Origin of the sequence: Actinoplanes sp. NPDC048791 (genome assembly GCF_040650095.1) — a bacterium.
In the GTDB taxonomy this organism is placed as follows: domain Bacteria; phylum Actinomycetota; class Actinomycetes; order Mycobacteriales; family Micromonosporaceae; genus Actinoplanes.
The window spans coordinates 1-1795 of the sequence record NZ_JBEZGQ010001389.1; the positions used below are offsets into that span (position 1 = coordinate 1).

At 69.3% G+C, this 1795-nt stretch carries 1 protein-coding gene; it reads right to left on the reverse strand.

The window, feature by feature from the left end; genetic code table 11:
• Positions 1 to 121: 121 nt before the first annotated feature.
• The gene (locus AB0C29_RS46620; RefSeq protein ID WP_360834572.1) at positions 122 to 1729 is read right to left on the reverse strand and encodes a beta-1,3-glucanase family protein; all 1608 of its coding nucleotides are present in this window, start codon (positions 1727 to 1729) and stop codon (positions 122 to 124) included.
• Between the last annotated feature and the right edge of the window lie 66 nt (positions 1730 to 1795).

Below are 1795 nucleotides of genomic sequence, written 5' to 3' on the forward strand. Positions count from 1 at the left end.
GCCCGTGCCGCCGAGTCGGGTTCCGGCAGGCCGCACGCACGTCGTGCAGGCCCACCGGATACCGCACCATGACGGCAGACGGGCCTGCGTATGCCGCGCAGGCCCGTCCATCACCGCACCGTCAGCCCTTGTGCCACTTCTGGTTCGCCGAGCCCCCGCAGTCCCAGAGCTGGAGCCGGCCGCCGTCCGCGCCGTTCCAGTCCTTGATGTCCACGCAGCGGTTCGCCTGCGGGTTCACCAGGTCGCCCGCGCCCGAGAGCACGAACTGCTGGGCCGCCGTACCGTTGCAGGTGTAGAGCTGCACCGGCGTGCCGTTCGCCGTTCCGCCGCCGGCCACGTCCATGCACTTGTTGTTCTGCGCCTGCAGGGCGCCGCCCGCCGAGGTCCACTTCTGGGCGTTCGATCCGTTGCAGGTCCACGTCTGCAGCGGCGCGCTGTCGACGAAGTTGGCGCTCGGCACGTCGATGCACTTGCCGTTCCAGTCGCTGATCAGAGCCTGTCCCCCGCCCGTCGGCGGCGGCGTGGTCGGGCCGCCCGCACCGAACGGGGTCAGGATCAGTCCGGCCGCACGCGGGTCGCCGTCGTGCACCAGCGACTCGAAGGCGCCGACGTCGTCGAAGGCGAACGCGTACGCCTTACCATCGGCCATGTTCTGGTGAATGATCTTGGCGTACTGGTTGGTCGGGTTGTTCTGGTAGAACTGCGCCGCGTTGGTGCTCGGCTGGGTGTCGATGGTGCCCAGCGTGCCGCGGTTCAGCGCCGCGCAGAGGGTACGCGAGATCGGCCCCTTCACCAGGTCGTTCGGTGCCGGCAAGTCACCGTCGCAGCCCCAGACGCTGGCCGACGAGGGCTTGTTGAACGACGCCACCTGCTGGCCCGCGCTGTTCGTGAAATTCATGACGTTGCCGGAGGTCCGGCCGAAGTACTTGGTGTTCGGCTGGTCCCCGAACGGCACCACCGTCAGCGTCTTGCTGGTGTACGCGTTCCACGCCGACGTGATGTACGAGTCCAGGTAGTTCGCGCTCATCAGCCCGGCCCCGGCGGCCTTGCCCGGCGCCAGCGCCCGCAGCACGGTCCCGTCCGAGCGGGTGTAGACCGTGTTCCCCCAGCCGGCCTGGGCCTTGATGCCGTTGATGACGTTGTTGCGGCCGTTGTTGAGCAGCTCGCCGGTCTTCTTCGTCGCGCCGGAGGATCCGGTCACCGTCACCGCGTGCGGCACCGCGAACATGTCGACCTGCGAGCTGTTGAGCCACAGGCCCGCGTCGTTGTAGGTGAACTCGCTCCAGTCGAACAGGATGTTGTAGTTGGCGTCGCCGCTGGCCCACGGCGCGGGCTGCACCAGGCCGTCCGGGGTGAGGAAGAACTTGAGCTTCTCCCCCAGCGAGAAGTAGACCCGCCCGGAGAAGCCGCGCGGGAAGTTGATCGTCGTGGCGCCGCCGTTGCCGGGGCCGCCGATCGCCACGTCGGGGGCGGGCGAGGGCGGGAGCGAGCCGGCCGGCCACGGGGTGAAGGCGCCGCCCTGGTTGACGTAGCCGAGGCGGTTCGTGCTCAGGTTGATGCCGATCACGTACAGGTAGACGGCTTCGCCGCGGCCGGAGTTGTTGGTGACGGTGACCGGCAGCAGAGCCGGGCCGACCGCTTGGGCCGGCGCGGCCGCCGCCACGGCCGCGAGCGGCACGGTGACGGTGAGCGCGGCCAGCGCATGCAGAAGTTTGGATCTGATACGCACGATGACTCCTCGGGAGACGGACGGCGCAGGGGATGGGGGACGCCCGTGAGAGCGCTCTCACAGCAT